At 68.0% G+C, this 26,256-nt stretch carries 26 protein-coding genes; 19 read left to right on the top strand and 7 right to left on the bottom strand.

Annotated elements, in window-relative coordinates:
• Nucleotides 1-56 precede the first annotated feature (56 nt).
• From QN350_RS00685 to QN350_RS00675, 3 genes are all read right to left on the bottom strand, one after another.
• The gene (locus QN350_RS00685; protein ID WP_323502542.1) at nucleotides 57-464 is read right to left on the bottom strand and encodes a hypothetical protein; all 408 of its coding nucleotides are present in this window, start codon (nucleotides 462-464) and stop codon (nucleotides 57-59) included.
• Nucleotides 465-534: 70 nt separating this feature from the next.
• Nucleotides 535-1,002 carry a hypothetical protein gene (locus QN350_RS00680; RefSeq protein ID WP_323515593.1) on the bottom strand — a complete coding sequence of 156 codons (468 nt, stop codon included), beginning with the start codon at nucleotides 1,000-1,002 and terminating at the stop codon, nucleotides 535-537.
• Between the two features lie 86 nt (nucleotides 1,003-1,088).
• Nucleotides 1,089-2,453 (bottom strand): recombinase family protein, encoded by a 1,365-nt coding sequence (locus tag QN350_RS00675; protein WP_323515590.1) that lies wholly within the window; start codon nucleotides 2,451-2,453, stop codon nucleotides 1,089-1,091.
• 23 nt (nucleotides 2,454-2,476) lie between these two features.
• Here QN350_RS00675 and QN350_RS00670 point away from each other — a divergent pair, with 23 nt between their 5' ends.
• The 6 genes from QN350_RS00670 (at nucleotide 2,477) to QN350_RS00645 (ending at nucleotide 8,830) form a co-directional block, all read left to right on the top strand.
• Complete coding sequence (locus QN350_RS00670) at nucleotides 2,477-4,264, top strand: ComEC/Rec2 family competence protein (RefSeq protein ID WP_323515624.1); 1,788 nt, start codon at nucleotides 2,477-2,479, stop codon at nucleotides 4,262-4,264.
• A 92-nt stretch (nucleotides 4,265-4,356) separates the two neighbouring features.
• On the top strand, nucleotides 4,357-5,394 hold the full coding sequence (gene holA / locus QN350_RS00665) for a DNA polymerase III subunit delta (RefSeq protein ID WP_322139707.1): 1,038 nt from the start codon (nucleotides 4,357-4,359) through the stop codon (nucleotides 5,392-5,394).
• Nucleotides 5,395-5,490: 96 nt separating this feature from the next.
• Nucleotides 5,491-5,979, top strand: coding sequence for a histidine kinase (locus QN350_RS00660; RefSeq protein WP_322139708.1), 489 nt, complete (start codon nucleotides 5,491-5,493; stop codon nucleotides 5,977-5,979).
• A gap of 111 nt (nucleotides 5,980-6,090) precedes the next feature.
• Complete coding sequence (locus QN350_RS00655) at nucleotides 6,091-6,936, top strand: DUF4097 family beta strand repeat-containing protein (RefSeq protein ID WP_323515588.1); 846 nt, start codon at nucleotides 6,091-6,093, stop codon at nucleotides 6,934-6,936.
• A 68-nt stretch (nucleotides 6,937-7,004) separates the two neighbouring features.
• Nucleotides 7,005-8,003, top strand: coding sequence for an ATP-binding cassette domain-containing protein (locus QN350_RS00650; protein ID WP_322139710.1), 999 nt, complete (start codon nucleotides 7,005-7,007; stop codon nucleotides 8,001-8,003).
• Nucleotides 8,004-8,050: 47 nt separating this feature from the next.
• Nucleotides 8,051-8,830, top strand: coding sequence for an ABC transporter permease (locus QN350_RS00645; RefSeq protein ID WP_323515585.1), 780 nt, complete (start codon nucleotides 8,051-8,053; stop codon nucleotides 8,828-8,830).
• Nucleotides 8,831-8,909: 79 nt separating this feature from the next.
• Here QN350_RS00645 and rpsT read toward each other — a convergent pair whose 3' ends face one another.
• Both rpsT and QN350_RS00635 read right to left on the bottom strand, forming a co-directional pair.
• Complete coding sequence (gene rpsT / locus QN350_RS00640; RefSeq protein ID WP_134446062.1) at nucleotides 8,910-9,173, bottom strand: 30S ribosomal protein S20; 264 nt, start codon at nucleotides 9,171-9,173, stop codon at nucleotides 8,910-8,912.
• A gap of 153 nt (nucleotides 9,174-9,326) precedes the next feature.
• A complete protein-coding gene (locus QN350_RS00635; RefSeq protein ID WP_322139712.1) occupies nucleotides 9,327-10,037 on the bottom strand; it encodes an alpha/beta fold hydrolase in 711 nt (236 codons plus the stop codon).
• 116 nt (nucleotides 10,038-10,153) lie between these two features.
• On the opposite strand from QN350_RS00635, the gene lepA reads away from it, so the two are divergent.
• From lepA to hemW, 3 genes are read left to right on the top strand one after another with little or no spacing between them, the layout of a single operon-like run.
• Nucleotides 10,154-12,007, top strand: coding sequence for a translation elongation factor 4 (gene lepA, locus QN350_RS00630; protein ID WP_134446061.1), 1,854 nt, complete (start codon nucleotides 10,154-10,156; stop codon nucleotides 12,005-12,007).
• Nucleotides 12,008-12,011: 4 nt separating this feature from the next.
• Nucleotides 12,012-12,659 carry a DUF1990 domain-containing protein gene (locus QN350_RS00625; protein WP_322139713.1) on the top strand — a complete coding sequence of 216 codons (648 nt, stop codon included), beginning with the start codon at nucleotides 12,012-12,014 and terminating at the stop codon, nucleotides 12,657-12,659.
• 2 nt (nucleotides 12,660-12,661) lie between these two features.
• On the top strand, nucleotides 12,662-13,888 hold the full coding sequence (gene hemW, locus QN350_RS00620; protein ID WP_322139714.1) for a radical SAM family heme chaperone HemW: 1,227 nt from the start codon (nucleotides 12,662-12,664) through the stop codon (nucleotides 13,886-13,888).
• Nucleotides 13,889-13,899: 11 nt separating this feature from the next.
• Here hemW and QN350_RS00615 read toward each other — a convergent pair whose 3' ends face one another.
• Both QN350_RS00615 and QN350_RS00610 read right to left on the bottom strand, forming a co-directional pair.
• The gene (locus tag QN350_RS00615) at nucleotides 13,900-14,271 is read right to left on the bottom strand and encodes a DUF4870 domain-containing protein (RefSeq protein WP_281534830.1); all 372 of its coding nucleotides are present in this window, start codon (nucleotides 14,269-14,271) and stop codon (nucleotides 13,900-13,902) included.
• A gap of 78 nt (nucleotides 14,272-14,349) precedes the next feature.
• Nucleotides 14,350-14,775, bottom strand: coding sequence for a DUF4870 domain-containing protein (locus QN350_RS00610; RefSeq protein ID WP_323507812.1), 426 nt, complete (start codon nucleotides 14,773-14,775; stop codon nucleotides 14,350-14,352).
• A gap of 170 nt (nucleotides 14,776-14,945) precedes the next feature.
• On the opposite strand from QN350_RS00610, the gene hrcA reads away from it, so the two are divergent.
• The 10 genes from hrcA to QN350_RS00560 all read left to right on the top strand — a co-directional run bounded on the left by hrcA (nucleotide 14,946) and on the right by QN350_RS00560 (nucleotide 26,111).
• Nucleotides 14,946-15,959 (top strand): heat-inducible transcriptional repressor HrcA, encoded by a 1,014-nt coding sequence (gene hrcA, locus QN350_RS00605; protein WP_281534832.1) that lies wholly within the window; start codon nucleotides 14,946-14,948, stop codon nucleotides 15,957-15,959.
• Nucleotides 15,960-16,021: 62 nt separating this feature from the next.
• Complete coding sequence (gene dnaJ / locus QN350_RS00600; protein ID WP_323502300.1) at nucleotides 16,022-17,140, top strand: molecular chaperone DnaJ; 1,119 nt, start codon at nucleotides 16,022-16,024, stop codon at nucleotides 17,138-17,140.
• A 4-nt stretch (nucleotides 17,141-17,144) separates the two neighbouring features.
• Nucleotides 17,145-17,909 carry a 16S rRNA (uracil(1498)-N(3))-methyltransferase gene (locus QN350_RS00595; RefSeq protein WP_322139717.1) on the top strand — a complete coding sequence of 255 codons (765 nt, stop codon included), beginning with the start codon at nucleotides 17,145-17,147 and terminating at the stop codon, nucleotides 17,907-17,909.
• A gap of 49 nt (nucleotides 17,910-17,958) precedes the next feature.
• The gene (locus QN350_RS00590) at nucleotides 17,959-18,348 is read left to right on the top strand and encodes an HIT domain-containing protein (RefSeq protein WP_281534834.1); all 390 of its coding nucleotides are present in this window, start codon (nucleotides 17,959-17,961) and stop codon (nucleotides 18,346-18,348) included.
• 94 nt (nucleotides 18,349-18,442) lie between these two features.
• The gene (locus QN350_RS00585) at nucleotides 18,443-19,459 is read left to right on the top strand and encodes a PhoH family protein (RefSeq protein ID WP_322140418.1); all 1,017 of its coding nucleotides are present in this window, start codon (nucleotides 18,443-18,445) and stop codon (nucleotides 19,457-19,459) included.
• Entirely contained in the window at nucleotides 19,456-19,923 is a 468-nt protein-coding gene (ybeY, locus tag QN350_RS00580) for an rRNA maturation RNase YbeY (RefSeq protein WP_322139718.1), read from the top strand. Before QN350_RS00585 ends, ybeY begins: the two co-directional genes overlap by 4 nt.
• Nucleotides 19,920-21,248, top strand: a complete 1,329-nt coding sequence (locus QN350_RS00575) for a hemolysin family protein (protein WP_322139719.1) — start codon at nucleotides 19,920-19,922, stop codon at nucleotides 21,246-21,248. The genes ybeY and QN350_RS00575 overlap by 4 nt, the downstream gene beginning before the upstream one ends.
• Nucleotides 21,232-22,134 (top strand): GTPase Era, encoded by a 903-nt coding sequence (gene era, locus QN350_RS00570; protein WP_134533434.1) that lies wholly within the window; start codon nucleotides 21,232-21,234, stop codon nucleotides 22,132-22,134. The genes QN350_RS00575 and era overlap by 17 nt, the downstream gene beginning before the upstream one ends.
• A 135-nt stretch (nucleotides 22,135-22,269) precedes the next feature.
• Nucleotides 22,270-23,532, top strand: a complete 1,263-nt coding sequence (locus QN350_RS00565) for an alpha/beta hydrolase (protein ID WP_322139720.1) — start codon at nucleotides 22,270-22,272, stop codon at nucleotides 23,530-23,532.
• Nucleotides 23,529-26,111 (top strand): DUF2156 domain-containing protein, encoded by a 2,583-nt coding sequence (locus QN350_RS00560; RefSeq protein WP_322139721.1) that lies wholly within the window; start codon nucleotides 23,529-23,531, stop codon nucleotides 26,109-26,111. Before QN350_RS00565 ends, QN350_RS00560 begins: the two co-directional genes overlap by 4 nt.
• The last annotated feature ends 145 nt before the right edge of the window (nucleotides 26,112-26,256 follow it).

Raw genomic sequence — 26,256 nt, 5'->3', positions numbered from 1 at the left:
GTTTATCTCGGGGTATTCGACGCCCCGGTCTTGCAAGTACAACCTAGCACTAGCGCTCACACCTCGTAGGACACGACGCGCCGGGAATTCGGTTTCCAAAGCTCGTTTAACGCTTCTTCGATCTTGGCCTCGGTGATCTGCCGATCCGTGGGGCACTTATTGCACATCAGGAGAGCCTTTTGCTTGCCTTGTGGTCGTCCCTGGTCGGATGGCGTGGTCCCGTCCGGCAGTGCATAGGTGAACACGGTGCGAGCGCTGCCCGGCATCGTCGACATTCGAAACTGACCGAGGATTCCATGCCCATTACGACAAATGAAGTCGATACCGACAGCATCGTCCTCGAGAATGGGGGTTCCCTTAGCGTCGCGCTCGCCCACCCAAACGTGCCCGTCCCGCCTCGCCTTTTGCGCCGATACGCTGTACCTACGGGAACCTGGACGCTTGCCACTCAGTGGATCATTCATTTAGATCGGCCCTCTCCGGCGTTGTGCGCCCCGGCCTACTCTCGCAGGCCGGGGCGTTGTCGAGCTTGGGTCAGGCGGTTTCTGCGGTCTGGATCAGTGCAAGTATCAACACGACGACTGACAGCGGGACGGTGCTCATGATTTCCGACACACGGATCGTGTCCCAGTTAGGGTGCGCTTCCATCCACGCCTGCGCGCTCAGCGTGTCCATGCGGTCAGCCATGCTGCGGAGCCATGCAGGGAACGCTTCGTAGTTGTCGGCCTCGGCGCGGAAGTCGGCGGCGGTCATCTCGCCGTAGCCCTCGTACTGGATATCCCCGACGACCCCGTGTCTGCTCGACCAAATGGTCGCCTCGACGGTACTGCCGTCGAACTTTTCCTTCACGACCTCGTGCGACCACTTGGTGCTGTCGGACTCGTTCGGGTCGTGCGCCCACCCGTTGCAACCCTCGACTCCACAGGGCGTGTTCTGGGCGTCGGCGAGCGCTGCGTCGTGGGTGGTCTCGGTGAGGGGCTTGTGGTTTACAGTGATACTCATATCGATATTCCTTTTCGTTTTGTGTATCGGTGGTTACCCCTGGACTTCTAGCGCAGTCCGGGGGTTCTTTCATAACTACCAGTGACCTATGACAGCCACTCGATAGCTACAGTTTCGGGGTCAAACACTCGCGTGTTTCCCTGTCTGGAAATTCGCACCGCGAGAAGTGCTCGGACAACGGCGCGCTTTGCGGGAAGCGTGAGCGCCGCCCACTTGGCCGGTATGTCGCCCGTGAGCAGGTCGAGGGGGATGGCTGCTGCGGTATCGCTCGCGGCGGTCTTCTCGTCAATGCGTTTGATCTTCGCCCGTAGCGGCTTCGCAGCATCCCTTACCGCCTGAGCCGTCAGGGTGCCGTCTGCAATCAACTCGGCAAGATCATCGAGTCTCGATTGAGCCGCCTCACGCTCGGCGTATAAGTGCTCCATGGGCGCGGCCTTCGGGCGCAGTGACTCGACGGCATCGGGCAGCTGTAGCCGGGCGACAATGATTCTCTCCACGACTTCATCGACTTTAACGACTGACCGCTGAACGCATCCGTTCACGCTGCAAAAATACGACCGCTGTGAGTCGCCGCGGTGCTTCACGTATATGACGCTTCCGCACTCGGCGCAGCGCGCGATGCCCGTGAGAAGGTACTTGGCGGCTGTGAAGGTGGATTTGCGCTTGCGCTTAGCGGCACCGCTCTGCCACGAACGCCATGTGGCCTCGTCCACGATCGGTTCCCACGCGCCTTTCTTTTGGACCTCCACGCCGTTGTAGGACGATATGCCCGCGTAGCGACTGTTCGTGAGAAGGTCCCGGACCTGGATGATGCCCCACGGTTTGCCTACGGGCGTCAGAACGCCTAGGTCGTTCAGGTGGCGCATGATCGCGTGACGCGGTGTGGCCTGCGCGTAGTAGCGGATCAGAACGTCGCTCAACACTTCGGCCTCTTCGGGCACCTGCACGACCTTGCCGCCCTCGCGCTTGTAACCGAACGGGCGACGGGAGAAGTGCCACTCTCCGGCCTCGGCCCTTTGCTTATAGGAGTTCTTTTGGCGCTCGGTTCGGTGTTCGCCCTCTTGGGTGGCAACGGAGCCCAGAATTCCAGCGACCATGCGGCCCGTGGGGGTGCTCAGGTCAACGTCGCCCGCTTGGACAGAGACGATTGTGAGCCCGTGGCGCTTGGCAACCTCTGTAATCCGCACGAGGTCGGTGAGCTTGCGATAGAGGCGGTCGGGGTGCCACACGATAACCGTGTCAGCGCCGCCGCTCTCAACTATCTGAAGGAGACTCTCGAACGAGGGACGCCGAACGCCCGTTGTCGCTGAGATGTCGTTGTCGCTGAGTTCCGTTACCACGTCGAGCTTCTTACGCTTCGCCAGGGCACGGCAATCCTTGAGCTGGCGAGTCACGCCGGCCTCTTCGCCCGTCTTGTCGAGCGACTGTCTGGTGTAGATGATGGCCTTCATATGATGACGGTAACACACGACGTATCAGCGCGCTCAGCCATCTGACCGCGGTCAGCGGCGCGAATTGCGCGGTCCTGATCGCGATCATCATGCTGCTCGGCGGTCGGTTCCGGCTCGGCCGGCTCCGACTCGGTCGTGGCGCGCGGATCACCCTGTCGCTCGCGGCGCTGGTGGGATTCGTCGTGCTCGTGACCCCGGAACCGAGCGTGCTGCGCGCCGCGGTGATGGCGGCGGTGCTCCTCATCGGAGTGGGCGTCGGAAGGCCTGGTCGCGGACTGCCCCTGCTCGCGCTGTCCGTCGTCGTGCTGCTCGCGACGGACCCCTGGCTCTCCCGAAGCTACGGGTTCGCGCTCTCCGTGCTCGCCACCGGCGGTCTTCTCGTGCTCGCCGGCCCGCTGACCCGGTCCCTGGCCCGGTGGCTTCCGACCGGGCTCGCGGCCGTGATCGCGATTCCGCTCGCCGCCCAGCTCGCCTGCCAGCCCGTGCTCGTGCTGCTGAGCCCCACCTTTCCGCTCTACGGAGTGCCGGCCAACCTGCTCGCAGAACCGGCGGCCCCGCTCGGAACGGTCCTCGGCCTCGCCGCGTGCCTGCTCCTGGGCTGGTTTCCCGGCCTGGCGGGCGTCGTGCTCTGGTCGGCGTGGGTTCCCTCCGCCTGGATCGCGGCCGTCGCGCGGACCACGGCCGCGCTGCCGGGAAGCAGCCTGCCCTGGGTCGGCGGGCCGTTCGGTGTGGCCGTCACCGTTCTCCTCACCGCGGCAGTGCTCGTGCTGCTCCTTCGCCGGGGCACAGCGACCGGGGCGCGGGCCGGAATCGGGGAGCGCGGCCTCGGCCTCCGCCCTGGCCGCGACGGCACGTCTCGATCACGGCAGGGTGAGGGAAGCGGGGCCCGGCGCCCTCGACGGCCGCGTGCAGGTGGAACCGGCCGGACCCGTTCGGCCCTCGATGGCTGGTCGGCGGCCGCGCTCGTCGTGCTCGTGCTGTTCGTCGGCGGGTATGCGGGCACCCTGATCGGACAGGCCGTCGGCCGGGCCGTGACGTTTCCCGCCGACTGGCAGATCGCCGCGTGCGACATCGGTCAGGGTGACGCCGTCGTCGTGAGGGATCACGGGGCTGACCGGGACCGCTTCGCGCTCGTCGACGTCGGACCGGACCCGAAGCCCTTGCAACGCTGCCTGAGTTCGCTCGGGATCGACCGCATCGACCTCCTGGTGCTGACCCACTACGACATGGACCACATCGGCGGAATCGCGGCCGTGATCGGCCGGGTCGGCACCGCGCTCGTCGGCATCCCCGAAAACGCGCAGGACGAGCGTCTGCACGCCCGGCTCGCCGAGGGCGGCGCCGAGGTCCGACAGGCAGCGAAAGGCGACGCGGGCACGCTCGGCGGCCTGCGCTGGGACGTGCTCTGGCCCGTACGCGGCGGATCGGAGATGCAGACCGGTAACCCGGGAAGCGTCACGATCGAATTTGACGGGCGCGGCATCCGCTCGGTTTTTCTCGGCGACCTCGGAGAGGACGCCCAGGACGCGCTCGACCGGGTGTCGGCTCCGGGCAGGGTCGACGTCGTCAAGGTCGCCCACCACGGCAGCCGCGACCAAAGCCCCCAGTTCTATGCCGAGCTGCACGCAACGGTGGGCCTCATCTCCGTCGGCGCCGACAATCGCTATGGTCACCCGACCGTCTCCCTGCTCGACCTGCTCCGCTCGGTGGGCACCCTCGCCGTGCGCACCGACCGGCAGGGGCTCTCGGTCGTCGCGCCGGACGCCGCCGGGGGAGGCGCCCTCGCTGTCTGGACGGAGAAGGGCGGCTGACGCCGATCACGTGCCGAGGGTGAGTGTCCCCGGTGCCGGTTAGGCTGGAAACCCTGAGCCCGCCCCTGAGCCGGTCAGGGGAGAGGACTCGCGTGGCCGTCCGCAGCGCAGCACCCGCCAAGACCGCGCGCGCCGGCAAGGCCGTCGCGATCCCGCAACTCGCCTGGCACGAGGTCCGGCCGGCGCCCATCGTGCTCGTCTCCGGGACCGAGACCTTCCTCGCCGAACGGGCCATCCGGCAGCTGCGTGACTTCCTCAAGCTCGAGGACCCGAGCCTCGAGATCAGCGACGTGCTCGCAGACAGCTACGCGCCCGGTGAACTCCTCACGATGGCGAGCCCGTCGCTGTTCGGCGAACCGCGCCTGATCCGGGTCACGAATGTGGAAAAGTGCAGCGACACCTTCCTCGCCGAGGCCCTCGACTATCTCGAGAACCCCGCGGACGACACCTACGTCGTGCTCCGCCATGCGGGCGGCGTGCGCGGCAAGAAGCTCCTCGACACCATCCGGTCCGGCCTCGGCGGCGGCATCGAGATCGTCTGCGCCGAACTCAAAAAGGACACCGACCGGCACGACTTCGCCGCGGCCGAATTCCGCACGGCGGGCAAGCGGGTCAGCGGCAGCGCCCTGCGCGCCCTCGTCGCGGCCTTCTCCGGGGACCTCGCCGAACTCTCTGCTGCGTGCCAGCAGCTCATCGCGGACTCGACCTCCGAGGTCACGGAGACCACGGTCGACCGGTACTACGGCGGCCGCGTCGAGGCGAACGCGTTTAAGGTCGCCGACGCGGCGATCGCCGGCAAGTACGGCGACGCTCTCGTCATTCTGAGGCACGCGCTCACCTCCGGCGCAGACCCGGTGCCCGTCGTCGCGGCCTTCGCGATGAAGATCCGCACCATGGCCAAGGTCTACGGTGCCCGGGGCGGGTCCGGCCAGCTCGCCGGCCAGCTCGGCCTGGCGCCCTGGCAGGTCGAACGCGCCCAGCGCGACCTCCGCGGCTGGACAGATGAGGGCCTCGGACGGTGCATCGTCGCCCTCGCCGAAGCGGATGCCGCGGTCAAGGGCGCCGAACGGGATCCCGTTTTCGCCCTCGAACGCCTGATCGGGGTCATCGCCCGCCGCGGCGAGGACTGACCTGCCAACGTACCCCTGCCAGCCCGTAACGGCTTCATTCCCAGTGTGACACCATAATCGCTTGACATGACACCACGCTGGTGTCACCATGGTGACATGGAACTCGGACAGTACGTCACCGACCTGCAGCGCCAGTTGGCGGAGACCGCGGCGAACGGCGCGGAGGACACCCGTGCCGTCGCGGAACGGCTCGCCGCCGGACTGGATGCCGCGACGAGGCTCGTGCTCCTCGACGTCCTGTCGGCCGCGGTCGGCGAGATCACCCGCGACCTCGCGCCCGGTTCGGTCGACCTGCGGCTCCGCGGCCGCGAGATCGAGTTCGTGGTCACCCAGCCGAACTCCGAGTCCGACGCCGAGGAACGTCAGCCCGCCGCCGTCGACCTCGACGACACGAGCACCTCGCGCACGACGCTCCGCCTCCCGGACGCCCTCAAGACCCGGGTGGACGAGGCGGCGGCGGCCGACGGGCTTTCTGTCAACACCTGGCTCGTCCGCGCGATCGCGGCCGCCCTCCAGCCCCGGCAGCGCCGCTCAGCGCAACGCACGCTGCGCACCGGGGACAACTTCGCTGGCTGGGCGCGCTGACCGGCCCGGCCCCGGCATCCACCAGCATCACCCCGACGCACCACACACACCGGACTCGCGCCACACACACGCACCGGTCTCACACCAGCCCACAGAAAGGGACGCGCCAGCATGCCCGCATACAGTACCCCCGGCCCCATCGACCTCGCCATCAACCTGCCCGTCGGCATCGTCGAGGTGCTCGCCGGCGACCGCCCCGACACCATCGTGACGGTGGCGCCGACAAACCCGGCGAAGGCCGTCGATCGCAGGGGAGCGGAGGAGACCCGGGTCGAGTTCGACGGCAGCCGGTTGACCATCACCGGGCCGAAGCCCCGCTTCAGCGTCATCGGCCCGACCGAGTCCGTCGACGTGAAGGTCGAGCTGCCCACCGGCTCGCGGCTGACCGTCGAGATCAGCGTCGGCGGCGTGCGAACCGTCGGCCGGCTCGGCGCGACCCGCGTCAAGGCGTCGACCGGCGCCGTGAACCTCGACGCCACGGGCGACCTGTGGCTCCGCGCCTCCCACGGCAACGCGTCGGTGACCACCGCAGACGGCGGCATCGACATCACGGCGGACCACGGTCAGATCCGGATCGGCACCGTCACCGGAGACGCCGTGCTCAAGGCGTCGCACGGCAGCATCCTGATCGGTGAATCGGGCGGCGACCTCGAGGCGAAGCTCTCCTACGGCGACCTCGACATCACCACGGCGCTCGCCTCCGTCTCGGCAAAGACCGCGTACGGCAGCATCCACCTGCACGAGGTGTCGAGTGGTTCGGTCCAGCTCGACAGCGGCTTCGGCCAGGTGACCGTCGGCGTCCGACCGGGCATCCCCGCCTGGCTCGATCTCGCCACGAAGGAAGGACGGGTGCACAACGAACTGGCCGGCGACCGGGCTCCCGACTCCGCCGAGCACACCGTCTCGGTCCGTGCGCGCACCCGTTTCGGCGACATTGCCGTCGAACGGGCCCGCTGACCCGGTGAAGCACAGCACCCAGCAACAGAAACAGCAGGGCAGTCAACCAGCAGAAGGGAATGACAGACATGACCAGACCGGCGATCGACGTCCAGGGGCTCCGTAAGGCCTATGGCGGAAAGACCGTGCTCGACCAGGTCGACCTCAGCGTCGAGGCGGGCACCGTCACGGCGCTGCTCGGCCCGAACGGCGCGGGCAAGACCACGACCGTGCACATCCTGTCCACGCTCGTGCGACCGGACGGCGGCACCGCCGTCGTCAACGGCTGCGACGTGGTGCGCGACCATGACGGCGTGCGCGCCGCGATCGGCCTCACCGGCCAATTCTCGGCCGTCGACGGCCTGCTCACCGGCGAAGAGAACCTCCGCTTGATGGCGAGGCTGCGGCACCTCGGGCCGAAACGCGGGGCCCAGCGGGTGGCGGAACTCCTCGAGCAGTTCGACCTCGTCGAGTCCGCGCGGAAGCCGCTCGTGACCTACTCGGGAGGGATGCGTCGCCGCCTCGACCTCGCCATGACCCTCGTCGCGGCGCCGAGGGTGCTCTTCCTCGACGAGCCGACCTCCGGCCTGGACCCGCGCAGTCGTCACACGATGTGGGACATCGTGCGTGGCCTGGTATCGGACGGCACGACGGTTCTCCTCACCACCCAGCACCTCGACGAGGCCGATGAGCTCGCCGACCGCATCGCGGTGCTCGACGGCGGCCGGATCGTCGCGAACGGCACGCCGGACGAGCTCAAGCGCCTCGTCCCCGGCGGGCACATCCGGCTGCGATTCACGGATGCCGCGGCGCTCGACGCCGCCGCCCGGCTGCTCGGCGACTCCACTCGCGATGAGGCAGGGCTCGCGCTCACGGTGCCGGGCGACGGCACGGTCGGCGCGCTGCGGGGCATCCTGGACCGCCTCGACAACGCAGGCGTCGAGATGGAGGACCTCAGCATCCACACGCCTGATCTCGACGACGTCTTCTTCGCCCTCACCGCCACCACAAACCGGTCCGCCCGGTCCGCCCGGTCCGCGCGGGCCGCTGAGGCCGAACCGGCTCGAACGAAGGGAACGGAGTCATGACCACACTCACCGCCACGCACGCACCGGCCTCTGGCCGGAGGTCGCATGTGATCGCAGACACTATCACGATGCTGCAGCGCAATCTGCTGCACATGGTGCGCTACCCCGGCCTCTCGCTGTTCACCATCCTCGGACCCGTGGTGGCGCTGCTGCTCCTCGTGTTCGTCTTCGGTGGAACGCTCGGGGCCGGCCTGCCCGGCGTCGACCCCTCCGGCGGGCGCGACGCCTACCTGGCCTATGTGATGCCCGGAATCCTCCTCATCACGATCGCCGGCAGCGCGGGCGGCACCTCGATCACCGTCGCCATGGACATGACGGAGGGAATCACGGCGCGCTTCCGCACCATGTCGATCTCGCGGGCCGCGGTCCTCGCCGGACACGTCGTCGGCAACACCCTCCAGGCCGTCATCGCCGTCGCGCTCGTGCTCGGCGTCGGCCTCCTGATCGGATTCCGGCCCACGGCGAGCCCGGCAGAATGGCTCGCGGCGGCAGGCCTGATCGTGCTCATCTCGTTCGCGGTGAGCTGGCTCGGCGTCGCGATGGGAATGCAGTCGAAGACCGTCGAGACGGCCAGCAACCTGCCCCTGCTCCTGACCCTCCTGCCGCTCCTCGGCAGCGGCTTCGTGCCGACGGCCTCGATGCCGGGGTGGCTGCAGTGGTTCGCAGAGTACCAGCCGTTCACGCCGTTCATCGAGAGCCTGCGCGGGCTGCTCCTCGGCACCCTGCCCGGCTGGAACCCGGTGCTCGCGATCGGATGGTGCGCCGTTCTGGCTCTCGTCGGCTACGCCTGGTCGATGGCGCTCTACGAGCGCAAGTCCGTGCGCTGACTGCACAACACGAAAAAGCCCCCGCCGGGTAGGCGGGGGCTTTTTCGCGAGCCGGAAATTCGGCCGGGTGATGCGGAGACTAGACGAGCGCGCCGACGGACTTGGCGAGCGCCGACTTCTTGTTTGCAGCCTGGTTGCGGTGGATGACACCCTTGCTGACGGCCTTGTCGAGCTTCTTCGACGCAATCGCGAGGCTGGCGACAGCCTTGTCCTTGTCGCCGGAGGTGACAGCGAGGCGCGCAGCGCGAACGGCGGTCTTGAACTCGCTCTTGACCGCCTTGTTGCGCTCCTGGGCCTTCTTGTTGGTGCCAATTCGCTTGATCTGCGACTTGATATTTGCCACGTTTATACGCTTTCGTTAGGTTCTTGTTCGGATGGGCCGCGTGGCGGTAGAGGGCGCCGTACGGCAAAATCGTGGTGGGGTGGGACCCAACACGCAAGCCAACAGGCAACGATACCAGTTAATCGGTCCGGTCGATAATCGGGTCGGGGAACGTCAGGGGAGCCGGGTCAGGACCCCGGCGAGCACGGCCGCGAAGCGTTCCGGCTGGGCAAGGCAGACCAGGTGCGTTGCCCGGGGGACGATGATGAGACGGCCGTCCCTGCACGCGGAGAGGAATCGCTTCTCGTGCAACCTGAACTGGTCGAAGGCACCGTTGACTAGCCAGACCGGCCCCGGGTATTCGGCCAGGCTCCGCAGCGGGTTCAGCGTAGCCGTCGCGCCGAGTCCGGCATCCATGACGCCGAGCGGAACCCCGCCGGCGAGGGCGTCGAGCGCACCTTCCCGGGGCAGCAGGACGCGCACGAGGGTTGTGTGCAGCCACAGGCCGTGGTCGGGGAGGAGACGGATCGCCCGGGCCAGGCTCCGGTAGGCTGCGAGCCCCGGCCCGGCCGGAACGAAGCTGCACCCAGCCGCGACGAGGCCGATCACCCGTTCGGGACGGGCGGCGGCGTATGCGATCGAGTAGTACCCGCCCAGGGACAGCCCGACCAGGAGCACCCGGCCGCCCAGTGCGGTCACACCCTCGTCGATCGCCCGGAGTGCCGCCGCGACCGTGAATTCTTCGTCGCTGCGCAATCCGTGGCCGGGCAGATCGATCGCCAGCGATGGATGTCCTGATTCGCTGAGGCGCGCCTGCTGCTGCCGCCACATGGTGCGCGAGGCCCGGATGCCGTGCACGAACAGCAGCGGGGTGGCTTCCGTCATCGTTCCTCCCGACGTTCGGGGCGACCGGTCGATAACGGGAGAGCATACTCGCGCGCGACGCATTGTCCCCGGGCGAAATCCGCGGCGGGCCCGAGCTATGGGAGAATTACCGGATCATGTCACCCAGACCCCTCACGGCGTTCCTGCCGGCCGCAACACCGCCGGCATTCATCCGTAACTTCTGCATCATCGCGCACATCGACCACGGCAAGTCCACCCTCGCCGACCGGATGCTGCAGATCACCGGCGTCGTCGACGACCGCCTGATGCGGGCCCAGTACCTCGACCGCATGGACATCGAGCGCGAACGCGGCATCACCATCAAGAGCCAGGCCGTGCGGATGCCGTGGGAACTCGACGGCCAGGCCTACGCGCTCAACATGATCGACACCCCGGGTCACGTCGACTTCACCTACGAGGTCTCCCGGAGCCTCGCTGCGTGCGAGGGCGCCATCCTGCTCGTCGACGCGGCCCAGGGCATTGAAGCCCAGACGCTCGCGAACCTCTACCTCGCCCTCGAGAACGACCTCACGATCATCCCGGTGCTCAACAAGATCGACCTCCCCGCCGCGGACCCGGACAAGTACGCGAAGGAACTCGCGAGCCTGATCGGCGGCAAGCCGGAAGACGTGCTGCGCGTCTCCGGCAAGACCGGCATCGGCGTCGCCGAGCTGCTCGACCGCGCTACCCGGCTCATCCCGGCCCCCGTGGGAGACCCGGACGCCCCCGCCCGCGCCATGATCTTCGACTCGGTCTACGACAGCTACCGCGGCGTCGTCACCTATGTCCGCATGATCGACGGCAAGCTCAGCCCGCGCGAGAAGATCCAGATGATGTCGACCCGGGCGACCCACGAGATCCTCGAGATCGGCGTCACGAGCCCGGAACCGACCCCGAGCAAGGGTCTCGGCGTCGGCGAGGTGGGCTACCTGATCACCGGCGTGAAGGACGTCCGCCAGTCCAAGGTCGGCGATACCGTCACGACCGCGTTGCGCCCCGCGACCGTGGCCCTGCCCGGCTACACCGAGCCCAAGCCGATGGTGTTCTCCGGCCTGTACCCGATCGACGGCAGCGACTACCCCGCCCTCCGCGAAGCACTCGACAAGCTCAAGCTCTCCGACGCCTCCCTCGTCTACGAGCCGGAGACATCCGTCGCCCTCGGCTTCGGGTTCCGCTGCGGCTTCCTCGGCCTGCTCCACCTCGAGATCATCACCGAGCGCCTCGACCGCGAGTTCAACCTCGACCTGATCACGACCGCCCCGAGCGTGATCTACGAGGTTTCGACCGACGACAAGAAGACTGTCACCGTGACGAACCCGAGCGAGTTCCCGGACGGGAAGATCGCCAAGGTCGAGGAGCCCATCGTCAAGGCCGCGATCCTCGCGCCCAAGGACTATGTCGGCGTCATCATGGAACTCTGCCAGGGCCGTCGTGGCACCCTGCTCGGCATGGAGTACCTCGGTGAGGACCGGGTCGAGATCCGCTACACGATGCCCCTCGGCGAGATCGTCTTCGACTTCTTCGACCAGCTCAAGAGCAAGACCGCCGGCTACGCCTCGCTCGACTACGAACCGATCGGCTCGCAGGAGGCGGACCTCGTCAAGGTCGACATCCTGCTCCAGGGCGAACAGGTCGACGCGTTCAGCGCCATCGTGCACCGCGACAAGGCCTACGACTACGGCGTGCTCATGACCGGGCGGCTGCGGAAGCTCATCCCACGGCAGCAGTTCGACGTTCCGATCCAGGCCGCGATCGGCGCACGCATCATCGCCCGCGAATCGATCAGCGCGATCCGCAAGGACGTCCTCGCCAAGTGCTACGGCGGCGACATCTCGCGCAAGCGCAAGCTGCTCGAGAAGCAGAAAGAGGGCAAGAAGCGCATGAAGATGGTCGGCCGCGTCGAGGTGCCGCAGGAGGCCTTCATCGCCGCGCTCTCGGGCGACGAGCCGGCCAAGAAAGAGAAGAAGTAGGCGGATGCGCCGGTCCACCTTCACCGACGCCGCCGTGACGTACACGGCGATCGGCGGCACCCTCGCCCCCGACCTGCTCCGTTACCCGCCCCGCGGCTACCGGCCGCTCGAACGCACCGTGCGCCTCGGCAGCGGCGCTGAACGGTTCCGCACCGCCGCGGCGCTCCTGATGACCTGGGGGGTGCAGCTCGGCAGCGGCATGACCGTCACCGACCTCCTCCCTGGCACCGGCGTGCAGTACACCGGGATCGTGTTCGACCAGGACGGCACCCCGTCGACGAACCAGGCGCATCCCGTCGACGAGGCGACGTTCGCCGACGACGGCACGCCGTACATCGTGAACGGCATGTCCGCGCGCCTCTCGGTCGCGGTCGGCCCGTTCACCGTCGACTCGCCCGTGCGCGTCGTCTACGTCATCGACGAGGCCGACCGGATCGGCTTCGGCTACGGCACCCTGCCCGGCCACCCCGCGAGCGGCGAGGAAGCGTTCATCGTCGAACGACACGACGACGACTCCGTCTGGCTGACGATCCGGGCATTCTCCCGCCCGAGTACCTGGTTCTACCGGCTCGCCTGGCCGGTCGTCCGGCTGCAGCAGGCGAAGTTCACCGCCAGGTACCTGCGCGCCCTGCACCCGGTCGGCGCGGTCTGACGGTGGGCAGCGCCCTGCCTCTCGGCGACCCCGCCCCGCGCGACGGGCTGCTCCCGGCATCCGCCGCCGTGGGAGCCCACGAGCGCGACTTCGGCGTGTACCTGCACGTGCCCTTCTGCCGGGTGCGCTGTGGCTACTGCGACTTCAACACCTACACGGCGACAGAGCTGCGCGGAGCCTCCCAGCATGACTACGCCGGACAGGCCGTCGCCGAGGTCGAGTCCGCAGGACGAATCCTCCGCGACTCCGGGGTTCCCGACCGGGAAGCCGCGACGGTGTTCTTCGGCGGCGGCACCCCCACACTGCTGCCCGCCGCGGACCTCGTGCGGATGCTCGACTCCGTCCGCGACACCTGGGGCCTCGAGTCCGGCGCCGAAGTGACCACAGAAGCCAACCCGGACTCGGTCGACGCCGCCTACCTCGACGCCCTCGCCGCCGCCGGCTTCACCAGGGTCTCGTTCGGCATGCAGTCCGCCGTGCCCCGGGTGCTCGCGACCCTCGAGCGCACCCACGATCCGGAGCGGATCCCGCTCGTGACCGGCTGGGCGCGCGACGCCGGCCTCGACGTGAGCCTCGACCTGATCTACGGCACACCGGGGGAGACCCGCGCCGACTGGCGTGCGAGCCTCGAGCAGGCCATCGGGCTCGCCCCGAACCACATCAGCGCATACTCGCTCATCGTCGAAGACGGCACGAAGCTCGCGAGGCAGATCCGCCGCGGCGAGCTCGCGCCCGTCGACGAGGACACCCAGGCGGAGTACTACGAACTCGCCGACGAGCTCCTCGAAGCCGCCGGCTACGGCTGGTACGAGGTCAGCAACTGGGCGACGGATGCCGCACACCGGTCCAGGCACAACCTCGCGTACTGGCGCAGCCAGGACTGGTGGGGGGTCGGACCCGGTGCGCACAGCCACGTCGGCGGCGTGCGCTGGTGGAACGTCAAGCACCCTTCGGCATACGCAGACCGGATGCTCGCCGGTGATTCGCCGGCGGCCGGGCGGGAAACCCTCGACGCGACCACCCGGGAGGTCGAGAGAGTCCTGCTGCTCACCCGCATCCGGGAGGGTATCCGGATCGACACGCTCTCGCAGCTCGGTCGCCGCGAGGTTGCCGGTCTCATCGCCGATGAGCTCATCAACGCGAAAGCCGCCCTCTCCGGGACGGTCGAATTGACCAGGAGAGGGCGGCTTCTCGCGGACGCCGTCGTGCGGCGGCTGCTCGCGGACTAAGGTTCTGCGGTCTAGCTGACGAACTTGATGGTGAGCGGGTAGGTGTAGTACTCGCCCTTGTTGGCCGCGAGGGCGGCGAGGATGCTGAACACAACGCTGAGAACCCAGATCGCCGGCAGCAGCAGCAGGCCGATGAACGCGAAAAGAAGGATACTCGCCACCACGTACGCGATCAGCAGGGTGATCTGGAAATTGAGCGCCGTCGCCGCGTGTGCCCGGATGAACGGGCCGCGGTCCTTGAGCACGAGGTAACCGATGAGCGCAGGCAGGAATTCGAAGAGGATTCCGCCCACGTGGATCAGGGTGGCCCACAGCCGTTCGTCCGACGGGTTCATCGGAGTGACGGGCTGGTAGGAATTGGCGGGGGGTGGGGTGGTAGACATTCGGGCTCCTTGTGCGCGTTGTCGGTTGTGCTGGTCCCGCGAGGTACTCCGGGCTTGTGGGTTCCGCCGTGCGCCGGGCTACTTGATCAGACGCAGGGCGAAGGGGTAGCGGTAGGCCTGGCCGTCCTTCGCCTTCAGGAAGCCCAGGACCGAGAAGATGATGGAGACGACGAACGCCGCGAGGTTGATCAGGCCGCCGATCAGGACGACCGTGAGGATCCAGCCGATCACGTAGATGATCCCGATCGTGATCTGGAAGTTCAGCGCCTCCTTCGCTTCCTGGTCGGTGAAGCGACCGCGGTCCTTGAACACGAGCCAGATGATCAGCGACGGCAGGAAGCTGATGATGCCGCCGAGGTGCGCGAACGACGCCCACTGGCGGTCCTCGGTCTCGGTGAGGGGAACGGCGGCAACGGGAGTGGGTGCCGCCGGCTGGTACGGCTGCTGCGGGGGCCGCTGGCCCAGGTTCGGATCTTCGCCGCTGTTACCGGTTGAATTGCTCATCATCGTGCCTTTCCATGCGGATGGGGGACCATTACAAGACTCAAGGTACTGCGCCCAATGATCCGCTAGCAATGGGGGTGTCCCCGTGTGTCGCGATATGATTGGCAGTCAAACGCTGTGAGTGCCAAAGTCGCCGGCACCCAGTCACCCGGAAAGGAGGCGATTCAGTCATGGTTTCGGATCGCAGCCTCGAAGTTCTGCGGGTCATAGTCCAAGACTACGTCGCCTCGCGCGAGCCCGTCGGCTCAAAAACCATCGTTGACCGGCATTCCTTCGGCGTCTCCGCGGCGACCATTCGCAATGACATGGCTCTCCTCGAGGAGGAGGAGCTCATCATCGCCCCGCACACCTCCTCAGGGCGGATCCCGACCGACAAGGGGTACCGCCTCTTCGTCGATCACCTCGCCGATCTGCGCCCGCTGTCCGCGGCGCAGCGCCAGGCCATCGAAACGTTCCTCGGGCAGTCCGCCGACCTCGACGAGGTCCTCGCCCGCAGCGTCCGGCTCCTCTCCCAGCTCACCCACCAGGTCGCGCTCGTGCAGTACCCCTCGCTGTCCCGCGCGAAGGTGCGCCACATCGAGCTCGTACCGCTCTCGGAGACCCGGCTCCTGTCCGTGCTGATCACGGATGCCGGCCGGGTCGAACAACGCGTGATCGAGCTTCCCCGGCCGCTCGAGGAACACCTGCTCGTCCGTCTCCGCGCCCGTCTCAACGCCGCCGTGGTGGGCCTCAGCATGAGCGCGGCAGCGACCGTGCTCACGGATGCCGCCGACCTGGCCGGCGAGCAACCCGACCTCGTGTCCCTCGTCACCCTCACCCTCCGCGACCAGGTCGGTGCGAACCGGCAGGAGCGGCTCGTGATGGCGGGAGCCGCCAACCTCGTGCGCACAGAGGAAGACTTCACCGGGAGCATCTACCCGGTGCTCGAGGCCATCGAGGAGCAGGTCGTCCTGCTGCGCCTCTTCGGAGAGATGGCCACAGACCAGCACGGGGTGTCGGTGAGTATCGGCAGGGAGAACGCCCCCTTCGGCCTCTCCGAGACCAGCGTGCTGACGAGCGGCTACAGCTCGCAGGGTGGAGACCTTGCCCGCCTCGGCGTCCTGGGCCCCACCCGGATGGATTACTCGAACAACATGGCGGCCGTTCGTGCCGTCGCCCGCTACCTGTCCCGCCTGCTCGAATAGGCGAGTCTCCCGACCAGCCCCCACGCCGCACACCTACGAAAACAGACCTAGGAGAGCCAGCTTTGGCTGACCATTACGAAGTACTCGGCGTCGCACGCGATGCCTCCACCGACGAGATCAAGAAGGCGTACCGCCGCCTCGCCCGCCAGCTCCACCCCGACGTGAACCCCGGCGCAGATGCGTCGGAGCGGTTCAAGCACGTCACCCACGCCTACGACGTGCTGAGTGACGCGAAGCAGCGTGAGAACTATGACCACGGCGGCAACGGCCGAACGGGCGGAAACGCCGGTTTCGACGGCAACTTCGGCAACTTCGGCGACATCTTCGAGACCTTCTTCGGCGGAGGGGGCGGCGGCGGAAGCCGCGGGCCCCGATCCCGCCGGGAACGTGGCCAGGACGCGCTGATCCGGGTCGAACTCGACCTCGACGAGATCATCTTCGGAACCCACCGCGACCTCGAGGTCGACACGGCCATCGTCTGCCCGACCTGCAGCGGCACCTGCTGCCAGCCGGGCACCGCCCCCGTCACGTGCGACATCTGCCACGGCACCGGCAACATCCAGCGCGCCGTGCGCTCCCTGCTCGGCAATGTCATGACGTCGAGCCCGTGCGGCTCCTGCCGCGGTTTCGGCACCATCATCGCCACCCCGTGCGTGACCTGCCAGGGCCAGGGCCGCGTCCGCGCGCGCCGCACGGTTCCCGTCGACATCCCCGCCGGCGTCGACACCGGACTGCGCCTGCAGATGCCCGGCAGCGGAGAAGCCGGCCCCGCCGGCGGCCCCAACGGCGACCTGTACCTCGAGATGAAGGTTCGCCACCACGACGTGTTCAGCCGCGACGGTGACGACCTGCTCTGCACCCTCGACGTGCCCATGACGGATGCGATCCTCGGCACGACGACAACGGTCAAGGCCCTCGACGGCGACATCACCGTCGAGATCCGTGCCGGAGTGCAGGGCTCAGAGGTCATCACGGTCAAGGACCGCGGAGTCTCGCGCCTCCGCGGCAACGGCCGCGGCGACCTGAAGGTCGGAATCCACGTCGTGACGCCGACCAAGCTCGACCACAAGGAACGGGAACTGATCGAACAGTTCGCCGCGCGGCACAAGTCTCCGGCGCCCGCGCTCAGTGCGGTGCAGCAGGGACTCTTCGCGAAGCTCCGCGACCGGTTCCGCGTCTAACCGAATGGCTCACTTCTTCATCGACGAGTCCCTCCGGGCGGAGGACTGCCCCGTCGGGGCCCTCGCGACCATCATCGGTGCGGAGGCCAGGCACGCGGTCACCGTGAGCCGGGTCCGGCCGGGGGAACACCTGCTCGCCGGAAACGGGTCCGGCTTGCTCCTCGAGGCGACCGTCGAGGACGCCGAGCCCGGCCGGCTGGCCCTGCGGATCGACGGCGCACGAAACATCGAGAGGCCGAGCCCGCGCATCCGCCTCGTGCAGGCACTCGCCAAGGGCGACCGCGACGAGATGGCCGTGCAGGCCGCGACCGAACTCGGGGTCGACGGTGTCGTCCCGTGGGCTGCGTCCCGCTCGGTGACGCGGTGGGAGGGCCCCAAGATCGCCAAGGGCCGGGATCGCTGGCGTGCCATCGTGCGGGAAGCGTCCAAGCAGTCGATCCGGGCCTGGCTTCCCGAGGTCGCAGAGCTCACGAGCACCAAACAACTCGTCGTGCTGGCGCGGGACACCCGGATGCTGCTCCTCGAGCCCACCGCCGAGCTCCGGCTGACCCGGTTTCCCGCGCACGACGCCGGGGCCGACGATCAGGCAGGAGCGGCGCGGGACATCGTGCTCGTCGTCGGCCCGGAAGGCGGCATCGCGGCCTCGGAACTCGAGCTGCTGGAATCCGCGGGTGCCGTGCGGGTGCGCCTCGGCGACACCGTGCTGCGCACCTCGACGGCGGGGCCGGCCGCCCTCGCCCTGCTCAACGCCGCCCTCGCCCGTTGGTGACCGTCCGCTGGTGACCCCTGCCGGGCGACCTGCCGCTTAAGATAGGACCATGTCAGAAACCGGCGCAGAACCCTCCGTCTTCAGCCGCATCGTCGCACGGGAAATCCCGGCGACCATCGTCGCCGAGACCGACCGCATCATCGCATTCACGGACATCAACCCGCAGGCCCCCGTGCACATCGTCGTCACGACGAAGACCGAGGCGTACCGCAATGTCGTCGAACTCGCAGCCGGCGATCCCGGCTTGCTCGCCGAGCTCGTCGCGGTGGCCGGACAGGTCGCCACCGACCTCTCCGACGGCCAGTTCCGCCTCGTCTTCAACACCGGCGCCTCCGCCGGCCAGACCGTGTTCCACGTCCACGCCCACGTGCTCGCCCAGAAGCCCGCGACGGACCCGGCGACCGGCTCACTCGGAGAGGGCACACTTGGCTCCGTCTGAGTTCAGAGGCGACGGGCTCCCCGGGTCGGAGCCGTCCGGTGCCGTGCCTCCCGCGGCGACCGTCGACACCCGGATCCTCATCGACGGGGTCGCCATGGTGCGCCTCCTCGGAGCCCAGGACCGGCTGCTCGGAGCGATCGAGAAGGAACACCCCGCGGTCAGCGTGCACGTCCGCGGCAACGAGATGACGCTCTCCGGCGAGCCGACCCAGGTCGCCGCCGCCCAGCGTCTGATCGAAGAACTGCTCGTGATGATCCGCGAGGGCCGCGACCTCGCCCCTGCCGAGGTCGTGTCGAGCGCCCGGATGCTCGGCGAAGACAGCGCCTCGAGCCCCTCCGTCCGTCTCGGGCCGCCGATCCTCACCTCACGGGGCAAGAGCATCCGCGCGAAGACGATCGGCCAGAAGGAATACGTCGACGCCATCGACACCGACACGATCGTGTTCGGGATCGGCCCCGCCGGAACCGGCAAGACCTACCTCGCCATGGCGAAGGCCGTGCAGGCGCTGCAGCGCAAGGAGGTCGAGCGGATCATCCTCACCCGCCCGGCCGTCGAAGCGGGGGAGCGACTCGGCTTCCTTCCCGGCACCCTGACCGACAAGATCGACCCCTATCTCCGTCCGCTCTACGACGCGCTCGGCGAGATGATGGAGCCGGAACTCCTGCCCAAACTGCTCGCGGCAGGCACGATCGAGGTCGCCCCGCTCGCCTACATGCGTGGCCGTACCCTGAACAACTCCTTCGTCGTCCTCGACGAGGCGCAGAACACGACGCCGGAACAGATGAAGATGTTCCTCACCCGGCTCGGCTTCGGGTCGAAGATGGTCGTCACCGGCGACGTCACCCAGATCGACCTGCCGGCCGGAACGAGCGGACTGCGGCTCGTGACCCGGGTGCTCGACGCGGTCGACGACATCCGCTTCGTGCGCCTGACGAGCGCGGATGTCGTGCGCCATTCCCTCGTCGGCAGGATCGTCGACGCCTGGACCGAATACGACGCACTCAGGCAGGCCCAGCGCATCGAAAGCGAACAGGCCCACGAATTCGTCAAACGCGGCCCAGAACGCCCCGGCGGCATCCGCGACCGCTTTCCGAAACGGAGACCCTCATGAGCATTGAAATCAACAACGAATCGAACATCCCGGTCGACGAGGTCGCGCTCCAGCGCCTCGCGGCTTTCGCCCTCGACACCATGCACGTGCACGCGGACGCCGACCTCGCGATCCTCCTCGTCGACGAGGGCGCGATGGAGCAGCTGCACGTGCAGTGGATGGATGAGCCGGGGCCGACGGATGTGCTGAGCTTCCCGATGGACGAACTCCGGCCGGGCACCGAGGACGCCGAAACGCCCGCGGGCCTGCTCGGCGATATCGTGCTCTGCCCGCAGGTCGCCCAGGGTCAGGCGGAGACGGCCGGCCATTCGACGCTCGACGAGCTCCTCCTGCTGACCGCGCACGGAATCCTGCACCTCCTCGGCTTCGACCACGCCGAACCCGAAGAGGAGAAGGAGATGTTCGGCATCCAGCGCGACATCCTGATCGGCTTCGCCATGCAGGAACGCCGCCGAACCCGATGAGCATCGGGTGGTTTCTCCTGGCGGCCATCGTCCTGGTCGCCTTCGGCGGCCTGATGGCCGCCGTCGATTCCGCCGTCCTCGCCCTCTCCCGGGTCGACATCAATGAACTCGCCGAGACCCACCGGGCGAAGCGGTCCCTCCGCGCGATCTCCGCGGACACCGGCGCCCACCTCAATGCGATCAGCTTCATGAGGATCATCGCCGAGACGACCTCTGCGGTGCTTGTGACCCTCGTCTTCGCGACGACGATCGAACAACTCTGGCTCGCCCTCATCCTGTCGGCCGCCCTCATGACGGCGGTCTCCTTCGTCCTGGTCGGTGCGAGCCCGCGCAGCGTCGGGCGGGCGCACCCTGTCGGGTTGCTCACCGGCACGGCGCCGCTCGTGCACTTCCTGCGCGTGCTGCTCGGACCGATCGCGAACGCCCTCGTCGCACTCGGCAACCGGGTCACCCCCGGGCGCACGCGTCTCGCCACCTTCACCTCCGAGGACCAGCTGCTCAGCATGGTCGACGAGGCAACGGAGCTCGACGTGCTCGAAGAGGACGACCGGGAACTCATCCACTCCATCTTCGAGTTCAACGACACCGTCGTGCGCGAGGTCATGATTCCGCGCACGGACATGGTGACGATCGAGGTCGGCGCGTCCCTCGGCGAAGCCATGGGACTGTTCCTGAGCAAGGGCTTCTCCCGGGTGCCCGTCATCGACGGCGAAGTCGACGACGTCACGGGCATTGTCTACCTCCGCGACGTCGCCCGGCTCGTCTACGAGCGACCGCCGAACATCGAGAGCCTCACCGTCGGCGACCTCGCACGGCCCGCAGTGTTCGTCCCCGAGTCGAAGAAGGTCGACGAGCTGCTCCGGCAGATGCAGCTCGAGTCGAACCACCTTGCCATGGTCGTCGACGAGTATGGTGGCATAGCGGGCCTGGTCACGCTTGAAGACCTGATCGAAGAACTCGTCGGCGACATTTCCGACGAGTACGACCGTGACGTCGTCGAGGTTGAAGACCTCGGCCACGGCCGGTTCCGGGTCAGCGCCCGGCTCCCGGTCGATGAACTCGGCGAACTGTTCGACCTCGAACTCGACGACGACGAGGTCGATTCGGTCGGCGGACTGCTGGCAAAGGCCCTCGGACGACTGCCCGTAGCCGGGTCGGTCGCACGCACGAGCGGGCTGGTCCTCACCGCTGAACGCACGGAGGGCCGCCGCAAACGGATCAGCACAGTGCTGGTCCAACGAGACGAAGCGCTGATCGAGGCGCAGGCCGCATTCCTCGGAGTGACGGACGATGAGGGAGTAAACGGTCATGACCACAGAAAATGATTTCCGGGCGGGGTTCGTATCGTTCGTCGGTCGACCCAACGTCGGCAAGTCGACCCTCACCAATGCCCTGGTCGGCGAGAAGGTCGCCATCACCTCCTCCAAGCCGCAGACGACACGGCGGGCCATCCGCGGGATCGTGCACCAGAAGGACGGCCAGCTGATCCTCGTGGACACGCCCGGCATCCACAAGCCGAGGACCCTGCTCGGCGAGCGCCTCAACAGCCTCGTCCAGTCCACGCTCGCCGGTGTCGACGTGGTCGGCCTGTGCATCCCCGCCAACGAGCCGATCGGCCCGGGAGACCGGTTCATCAACGAGCAGCTCGACAACTTCCCGCGGGCCCGCAAGGTCGCGATCGTGACCAAGATCGACCTGTCCTCGAAGACGAGCGTCGCCAACCAGCTGCTCGCGGTGTCCGCGCTCCGGGACTGGGAAGCGATCGTGCCGATCTCGTCGACGAGCCGCATCCAGCTGGACATCCTCGCCGCCGAGCTCCTGCGCCTCTTGCCGCTTTCCGACGCCCCGCTCTACCCGGCGGATGCCGTCACGGACGAAAGCCTCGAATCGCGCATTTCCGAGTACATCCGTGAGGCGGCGCTCGAGGGCGTCACCGACGAACTGCCGCACTCCATCGCCGTGACGATCGACGACATCATCGAACGGGACGATCAGGAACTGGTCGAGGTCTACGCCAACCTGTTCGTCGAGCGGGACAGCCAGAAGGGCATCATCATCGGTAAGTCCGGCAGCCGGCTCAAGGACGTCGGGGTGCGCGCGCGCAAGCAGATCGAACCCCTGGTCGGCAAGCGGGTCTTCCTCTCCCTGCGGGTCAAGGTCGCCAAGGAATGGCAGCGCGACCCGAAGCAGCTCGGCCGCCTCGGCTTCTGATCGTGCCGCGCCCTGACCCTTTGCTGGGGAAGGGCGTGCCCGCCAGCACCATTCCCTGAAGCCTTCCTCAGAACCCGGCGGTTTGGCGGGCCGGGCCCGCCTCCGAGTGTGAGGGTAGGGAGGGAGGAAACCGAAATGGCTGCATTGCTTGACACCAGCATCGTTGCTGGACCCGTCGTGGTGGTGCTCTACGTCCTCACAGCCCTGGCCATCGTCCTCGTGCTCGCCCGCCGGTACAGCGGGATCGCCTTCTTCCGCGTCGCCGTGAGCCTGTCGGCAGGGGCGCTCCTCGGTTGGGTCCTCGCCTGGCTGACAAGCGATGTCTGGGACCTGTTCGGGGTGTCCCTGTCGATGGTGACCCGCGGCTGGGTCGTGGCCGCCTTCGCCGGGATCGGCCTTGCGATCAACACGCTGGCCGGGCGCGGCTGGCGGCGCGGCCTCGCGATCGCCGTGATCCCGCTTTGCCTCCTCTCCGCGGCCGCGGGCGTCAACGCCGACTTCGGTCAGTACACCACGGTGCGGGCGGCGCTCGGCGTTCCGCTTTACGGCGCACTCGACTTCTCCGGGAGCGGAGTGACCGCGAGCAACGTCGGGCAGATCTCTGGAAGCGTCGGGACCGTTACGATTCCGGCAACCGTGTCCGGCTTCGATGCGCGCCCCGCAATGGTGTACCTGCCCGCCGCCGCACGTACTGCACATCCGCCCGTGCTCCCGGTCGTCGTGATGCTCTCCGGTCAGCCTGGGACACCGGCCGACGTCTTCACTGCCGGAAAACTCGACACCATCCTCGACACGTACGCCGCCTCCCATTCCGGCGAGACGCCGATCATCGTCGTTCCCGATCAGCTGGGGGCCGCGGACCGCAACCCGATGTGCGTCGACTCAGCACTCGGCAACAGTGCCACCTACCTCACTGTCGACGTGCCGGCCTGGATCCGGTCTACCTTCTCCGTCGCCGTGAGCCCGGCCGGGTGGACCATCGCGGGGTTCTCCCAGGGAGGCACCTGCTCGATCCAGCTCGGTGCCGCGCATCCGGAGCTCTTCGGCACCATTCTCGACATCTCCGGCGAGCTTGCGCCCAGGAACGGGGATGCCGCCCACACGGTCCAGACCGGATTCGCCGGCAATTCCGCCGCGTACGCCGCCGCCGCGCCAGCCGCCGTCCTTGCCGCGCACGCCCCCTATTCGAACCTGCACATCATCTTCGCCGTGGGCGCCGGTGACACGCGGTTCCTGGCCTGGGCCAACACCCTCGACGCGGCGGCGACCGCCGCCGGCGCAGGAACAGACCTGATCGTCTCACCGGGGACCGCACACGACTGGCATACCGTGCAATTCGCCTGGACGACCGCCCTGCCGCTCATCGCTGCCCGGACCGGACTCGCGGTGACGCCGTGAGTACGACGTCGACGTCCACAGGAGGCCCGCACAGTCCTGCCGGAACGGCAGAAGCCGGGCGGCTTGCCCGGGCCGGAGCCGGTCTCGTCCTCACCGGCCGAGTCGTCTGGCGGCGGCTCAGGAAGCAGCCAGTGTCCCTCGGCTACGCGGTCATCCTGGTCGCGCTCGCCCTCGCGACGGGCATCGTGCAGGGTCCGTCACGGTGGATCCGGCTCTGGTTCGGGACCGGTTACGAATCGGTCATCGACAGCGGGCACTGGTGGTCTCCGATCACGAGCGTGTTCCTCGTGGACAACCTCGCGGAACTCCTGCTCGCGATCCTCGCGACTCTCGTGGTCCTCGGCTATGCCGAGCATCTTCTCGGGAGCGGCCGAACGGTCGTCGCCTTCCTGTCGACGGCGATCCTCGGCACCGGGATCGGTCTCCTGCTTCAGGATGCCGGGGTCGCGACCGGAGAGATGTGGTCGAGGGGCGTCAGCGAGCTCTGGGCGCTCGACCCGTTCACGCCGATCTTCGGCACGATCATGGCGGCGAGCAGCTTCGCAGGGCCGCTCTGGCGGCGACGCATTCGCGTCTTCACCCTCGTGGTCGCCCTCGTGCTCGTGCTCTACTCCGGCCAGCCTTCCGATTTCTACCGCCTCCTCGGGGCCCTCGCGGGGCTGGCGCTCGGGGCCGTCTTCCGGCCCCGGCGGATCGACCTGACCTGGCGCCGCAGTTCGCATCGCGAGACGCGGACACTTCTCGCCTCCGTGCTGGGGATCCTTGCCGTCGGACCGGTGATCACGATCTTCTCTGGAACCCGGTTCGGCCTGCTCGCACCGCTCGGGCTCCTGCTCACCCAGGACGTGCCCTCCGTCACCGATGTCGTGGACCGGTGCCTCCTGGGCGACATCACCAGGCAGTGCGTGCACGAACTGACTCTCGAGCGCGTCGCCGGCGTGGGGCCGGTGCTCGTCTCGCTGCTGCCGCTCCTCACCCTGATCGTCGCCGCCTTCGGGATCGTGCGGGGGAGACGATTCGCGGCCTGGCTCGCGATCGTCGTGAACGCCGGTATGGCCGTCCTCGGCGCCTGGTACTACGGCCTCCTGCCCATCTCCGGCCAGCCGTACGTCTGGCACTGGCGGTCCTTCCAGTACTGGGAGGTCGCCGTCGTGCTCGTCGTCTCCGTGCTGGTTCCGCTCGCGACCGCGGTGCTCATCGTGGTGAACCTGCGCCGCTTCCCCGTGCACAGCAGGCCCGGCCGGCTGCGCCGCTTCTTCCTGACGACCGTGGTCTCCTTCTTCGCCCTCGCGGCCGCGTACGTCATCGGCGGACTGGCCCTCAGCGACCGATTCACCCCGGCCGTTTCCCTGGTCGACCTCATCAGCGACGTCCCCGAGCGATTCATCCCTGTCGGATTCCTGCGTCTCGAACGACTCTCGTTCCTGCCGACCGACTGGGCGTCGACGTTGCTCTACCAGTGGGTCGGGCCGGTGTTCTGGACGATCGTCATCATCGGTGCGATCCAGTGCATGCGCAGCACCGTCGCCGGTGGCCTGAGCGACGATGCAGCGCGGCTCCGGGAGATCCTCACCAAGGGAGGCGGCGGGTCCCTCGCATACATGACCACGTGGGAGGGGAACTCGCTCTGGTTCAACGCCTCCGGCTCGACCGCCATCGCGTACCGGGTGGAGACCGGCGTGGCGATCACCACGACCGAGCCGGTCGGACCCGTCGAAGACGCCGCGCGTGCGATCGCCGACTTCGCCATCATGTGCGACGACCACGGCTGGGTCCCGGTCTTCTACAGCCTGCACGGCAGCTGGCAGGCGACTTTCGCGCGAATGGGCTGGCAGACCATGGGCATCGGCGAAGAGACGATCCTGAGGCCCAAGACCTGGGACACGACCGGGAAGAAGTGGCAGGACATCCGCTCGTCGATCAACCGGGCGGAACGCGCGGGCGTGCGCGCGGAATGGACCAGCTACCGGGCGCTGCCCGTGCTCGAGAGCGTGCAGATCGCCGAGATCTCGGAGCTTTGGGTGCAGGAAAAGGAGCTCCCCGAACTCGGATTCACCCTCGGCGGTCTCGACGAGCTCCGCGACCCGGCCGTCCGGCTCATGCTGGCGATCGACGAGAGCGATGTCGTGCACGCCGTGACCAGTTGGCTCCCGAGCTATCGGGACGGGCAGGTGATCGGCTGGACGCTCGACTTCATGCGGCGCCGCCCGGAGAGCATGAACGGTGTCATGGAGTTCCTGATCGCGCAGACTGCCCGGCAGATGAGCGAACAGCCCGAGATCGAATTCCTGAGCCTCTCCGCGGCCCCGCTCGCCCAGACCGGTTCGGGTGACGGGGACAAACGGGCGTCAAGCCTGGCCTCCCGGTTCATCGACTTCCTCGGGCGTAGCCTCGAGCCCGTATACGGGTTCCGCTCGCTTCTCGCCTTCAAGCGCAAGTTCCAGCCCGAGTTTCACCCGCTCTTCATGGCATACCCGGACCCGGTCGCTCTCCCCGCGATCGGACTCGCACTCGCCCGGGCATACCTGCCGGCCCTCTCGGTGCGGGAGGCCCTCGCCTTCGCCAGGAGCCTGGCCTGACCTGACCTTAACAGGCCGGGCCTGGCCTGGGTCGACCCTGCCTGACCCGATCAGACCGCTCGCGCGTACATCGCACGGAGGATTTCGGGTGTTCTTCCGGATGGGGTTCGGCCGCCGCCCCTGCCCGACGCGCGGAGAGCCGTAC

The organism is Cryobacterium sp. 10I5, from assembly GCF_035019865.1.
Lineage (GTDB): Bacteria > Actinomycetota > Actinomycetes > Actinomycetales > Microbacteriaceae > Cryobacterium > Cryobacterium breve_A.
Note: the sequence above shows the minus strand (reverse complement) of the source record. Positions and strands in the feature narration are given on the sequence as shown.

Bases quoted from the DNA above. Each gene is read 5' to 3' on its own strand.
- QN350_RS00685 (WP_323502542.1), bottom strand. From the start codon at position 464: ATGAATGATCCACTGAGTGGCAAGCGTCCAGGTTCCCGTAGGTACAGC.
- QN350_RS00680 (WP_323515593.1), bottom strand. From the start codon at position 1,002: ATGAGTATCACTGTAAACCACAAGCCCCTCACCGAGACCACCCACGAC.
- QN350_RS00675 (WP_323515590.1), bottom strand. From the start codon at position 2,453: ATGAAGGCCATCATCTACACCAGACAGTCGCTCGACAAGACGGGCGAA.
- QN350_RS00660 (WP_322139708.1), top strand. From the start codon at position 5,491: ATGGAACTCGGACAGTACGTCACCGACCTGCAGCGCCAGTTGGCGGAG.
- QN350_RS00655 (WP_323515588.1), top strand. From the start codon at position 6,091: ATGCCCGCATACAGTACCCCCGGCCCCATCGACCTCGCCATCAACCTG.
- QN350_RS00650 (WP_322139710.1), top strand. From the start codon at position 7,005: ATGACCAGACCGGCGATCGACGTCCAGGGGCTCCGTAAGGCCTATGGC.
- QN350_RS00635 (WP_322139712.1), bottom strand. From the start codon at position 10,037: ATGACGGAAGCCACCCCGCTGCTGTTCGTGCACGGCATCCGGGCCTCG.
- lepA (WP_134446061.1), top strand. From the start codon at position 10,154: ATGTCACCCAGACCCCTCACGGCGTTCCTGCCGGCCGCAACACCGCCG.
- QN350_RS00625 (WP_322139713.1), top strand. From the start codon at position 12,012: ATGCGCCGGTCCACCTTCACCGACGCCGCCGTGACGTACACGGCGATC.
- QN350_RS00615 (WP_281534830.1), bottom strand. From the start codon at position 14,271: ATGTCTACCACCCCACCCCCCGCCAATTCCTACCAGCCCGTCACTCCG.
- QN350_RS00610 (WP_323507812.1), bottom strand. From the start codon at position 14,775: ATGAGCAATTCAACCGGTAACAGCGGCGAAGATCCGAACCTGGGCCAG.
- hrcA (WP_281534832.1), top strand. From the start codon at position 14,946: ATGGTTTCGGATCGCAGCCTCGAAGTTCTGCGGGTCATAGTCCAAGAC.
- QN350_RS00595 (WP_322139717.1), top strand. From the start codon at position 17,145: ATGGCTCACTTCTTCATCGACGAGTCCCTCCGGGCGGAGGACTGCCCC.
- QN350_RS00590 (WP_281534834.1), top strand. From the start codon at position 17,959: ATGTCAGAAACCGGCGCAGAACCCTCCGTCTTCAGCCGCATCGTCGCA.
- QN350_RS00585 (WP_322140418.1), top strand. From the start codon at position 18,443: ATGGTGCGCCTCCTCGGAGCCCAGGACCGGCTGCTCGGAGCGATCGAG.
- ybeY (WP_322139718.1), top strand. From the start codon at position 19,456: ATGAGCATTGAAATCAACAACGAATCGAACATCCCGGTCGACGAGGTC.
- QN350_RS00575 (WP_322139719.1), top strand. From the start codon at position 19,920: ATGAGCATCGGGTGGTTTCTCCTGGCGGCCATCGTCCTGGTCGCCTTC.
- era (WP_134533434.1), top strand. From the start codon at position 21,232: ATGACCACAGAAAATGATTTCCGGGCGGGGTTCGTATCGTTCGTCGGT.
- QN350_RS00565 (WP_322139720.1), top strand. From the start codon at position 22,270: ATGGCTGCATTGCTTGACACCAGCATCGTTGCTGGACCCGTCGTGGTG.